We start from the raw sequence: 3,292 nt of genomic DNA on the forward strand, positions 1-3,292 counted from the left end.
GCCGGCGCCGGCGCTGCGCAATGACGCGCTGCGCCTGGCGCCGCTGCCGACCCTGCTTGCCTGGGAACCGGTCAATGGCGCCGATCATTACCGGGTGGAAGTGGTGCAGGCGGCAACGCCGGAAATCCTCCTGTTCGCCGCCACCACCGCCGACACCCGGCTGGCGATCGGCGACCTGCCGCCTGGCCAGCTGCGCATCCTGTTGCGCGCGGTCGACGCCCAGGGGGTCGAAGGCCTGGATGCCAGCGCCGATTTCGAGCTCGGTGACCAGCCACCACCGCCACTGACCGTATCGCCGCTGCATGGGCAGACGATCAACAGCGACCGCCCGCGTTTCCGCTGGAGCCAGGCCCCCGGTGCGCGCAGCAGCGTCCTGCAGATCGCCACCGAGCCCAGCTTCCTGCAGCCCCTGCAGGAGCAGGCCACCCATGCGACCGACCTGCGCCTGACGCGACCGCTGCCGCCCGGCCAGTACTACTGGCGCGTGGCTTCGCGCGATGGCGAAGGCCGACAGGGCCGCTATGGCCAGGCGTTGCCGCTGCAGCTGAGCAATGAACCAGTGGACCCGGCACTGCAACCGCCCGAGGCCGCACACGGCGAGCTGACGCTGCGCTGGCAGGCCGGCAGCGAAGGCCAACGCTACCGGGTGCAGGTGGATCGCCGCGGCGACTTCAAGGCACCGCTGGTCGACGAAACCGTGGATCAGCCGCAGGTGAGCTTCAAGCGCCCGTGGAGCGGCACCCTGCATGTACGCGTGCAGTACATCGACGATGACGGCCACGCCAGCGCGTTCTCGCCTGCCCAGCAGGTCCGGCTGCCGTGCCGCCTGTGCTACGGCGCGGGTGGCGGTGCCCTGCTGCTCTGGTTGTTGTTGTGAGGCGCTCGCCGCTGCCATGGTCGAAGCGGATCCTGCTGGCCCTGCTGGCCGGCGTGCTGACCATCGTGGCCAGCCAGGGACAATGGCTGTGGCGGCAGGACGAGGCGGCCTATGATGCGCTGGTCGGCAACTGGGAGTACCGCCCCGATCCCAGCGTGCTGATCGTCGCCATCGACGAAGGCAGCCTGCAGCGCATCGGCCAGTGGCCCTGGCCACGCTCGGTGCATGCACGCCTGCTTGACCGCCTGACCGATGCCGGCGCCGAACGCGTCGCGCTGGACCTGATGCTGTCCGAACCGGATCGCCGTGACAGCCGACAGGATGATCAGCTGGCGGCCGCCATCCGACGCAATGGCCGGGTGGTGCTGCCGGTGCTGGCCGCACCGGCGGCCGGCGACCGCATGGCCGAGGAAATGCTGCCGATCCCACAGATCGCTGCCAGTGCTGCCGCCATTGGCCACACCGATGTCGAGGTGGATGGCGACGGCGTCGCCCGTGGCGTCTATCTGCACGCAGGTATCGGCCAGCCGCACTGGCCGGCACTGGGCCTGGCACTGGCCGACCTGCCTGCCGGTGCCGTACGTGGCCTGCCCGATCCCGACCCGGAACTGGGCTCGCCCTATCAATGGCGTCGCGACGATTACGTTCGCGTGCGCTACGCCGGCCCCCCCGAGCGGCTGCCACAGGTGTCCTATGCGGACGTTCTCGATGGCCACGTGGACATGGCGATGCTGCATGGCCGCCGCATCGTAGTTGGCATGACGGCCAGCGGCATCGCGCCCCGCCTGCTGACCCCGACCACCCGCGAGTTCTGGATGAGCGGCAGCGAGTACCAGGCCAACATCACCTCGATGCTGCTGCAGCACAAGCAGATCGATGTTCTACCGCATGCCTGGCAGCACGCCATCAGCGGTGTGCTGGTGGCGCTGTGCGTGATCCTGCTCGGCCTGCGCCTGCCCTGGCTGGTCGCGCTGTGTTCGTTGCCGATGCCTGCCCTGCTGAGCTGGCTGCTGCTGCGCACGAGCGACCTGTGGTGGGCGCCGGCCAGCGCGATGCTGGGCGTGACGCTGGCACTGCTGGTCTGGGCGGTGTGGCGGATCTCGGCCTGGCACCGCCAGGCCAACCGCGACGCCCTTACCGGCCTGGGCAACCGCCTCCGCTTCGAGCAGTCGCTGCAGCAGGAATGCGATGCAGCGCGGCGCAGCGGCAAGCCATTGAGCCTGGCGTTGATCGACGTCGACCACTTCAAGCGCCATAACGATCGCCACGGGCACCAGGTGGGCGACCGCGTGCTGCGTGATGTCGCCCGCCTGATCGGCGCCCATGCGCGCCGCCCGCGCGACATGGCGGCACGCTACGGTGGCGACGAATTCGCGCTGGTGCTGCCGGATACACCGGCCGAAGGCGCACGCCAGGTGATTGAGGACCTGATTGCCTGCGTGCGCGCATTGCCGGCGCCGGGCGATGGCAGCGACGATACCGTCACGCTCACCATCGGCGTATTCACCCGCGTGCCCGACGGCGAACTGCAGCCCCACCATTTCGTGGAAGGCGCCGACACCGCCCTTTATCAGGCCAAGGCCAACGGCCGCGACGGGTACATGATCGACGGCCCATGAGGAGGACATGCACGCCGCCGTTGGACACACGCCCGGGGTGCAACATACGCATGCGAATGGTTAGACTGGGCACCTCGCCTTGCGCCCCGGACCCGCATGAACGCCCGCCTGTTCCGCTTCGGCATCAACCTGTGGCCACCGTTCCTGTTCACCGGCATCCATGTCACCCGCATCACGCCCGATTACCGGCAGATCGACGTCGAGCTGCGGCTGCGGCCGTGGAACCGCAACTACGTCGGCACGCATTTCGGCGGCAGCCTGTTCGCGATGACCGACCCGTTCTGGATGCTGGGCCTGCTGCACATCCTCGGCCGTGACTACTACGTGTGGGACCGGGCCGGTGCGATCGATTTCCTCAAGCCTGGCCGGGGCACGGTGCGCACCTCGTTCCGCATCGACGATGCGCTGCTGTCCGAACTGCGTGCCGAAGCGGCGGGCGGCGAGAAGGTGCTGCGCTGGTTCAGCAACGACGTCGTCGACGAAAGCGGCGAGGTGGTCGCCCAGGTGCGCAAGCAGGTCTATCTGCGGTTGAAGCCACACGCGCGCTGATCCGGCGCGGGCGCTGTCCTCTGCTGCCCTGGCAGGGAGGCTCCGATGCGCGCGTATGCGCGTGCACCTGCGGTGCGACGCGGAGCGAAGGCAGCCGCGAGGATGACGAGGACAGCGCGCACTGGCCGCCGCTGCTCAGTCGCGCGCGGCGGCGGCCGGGGCGTCCCCTGCCACCAGCGATACCGACAACCATGGGCTCTCGTCGGTGCTGCGCGGCGCTGAGCGCCGCGGTACCTGCAGGCGGCGG

The 3,292-nt window shown here is 69.4% G+C and carries 2 protein-coding genes and 1 pseudogene; all 3 read left to right on the top strand.

Annotation, left to right across the window (positions count from 1 at the left end; translation table 11 throughout):
• Nucleotides 1-877, top strand: a pseudogene (locus tag ABGA94_RS22470) (peptidoglycan-binding protein LysM); the annotation flags it as partial.
• Nucleotides 874-2,496 carry a CHASE2 domain-containing protein gene (locus tag ABGA94_RS22475; protein WP_065179242.1) on the top strand — a complete coding sequence of 541 codons (1,623 nt, stop codon included), beginning with the start codon at nucleotides 874-876 and terminating at the stop codon, nucleotides 2,494-2,496. The pseudogene ABGA94_RS22470 and the gene ABGA94_RS22475, both read left to right, overlap by 4 nt.
• A 96-nt stretch (nucleotides 2,497-2,592) precedes the next feature.
• Complete coding sequence (locus ABGA94_RS22480; RefSeq protein WP_005418128.1) at nucleotides 2,593-3,045, top strand: DUF4442 domain-containing protein; 453 nt, start codon at nucleotides 2,593-2,595, stop codon at nucleotides 3,043-3,045.
• Nucleotides 3,046-3,292: the final 247 nt, after the last annotated feature.

The organism is Stenotrophomonas sp. 3diitr2024 (assembly GCF_042136455.1).
Taxonomy (GTDB): Bacteria; Pseudomonadota; Gammaproteobacteria; order Xanthomonadales; family Xanthomonadaceae; genus Stenotrophomonas; species Stenotrophomonas sepilia.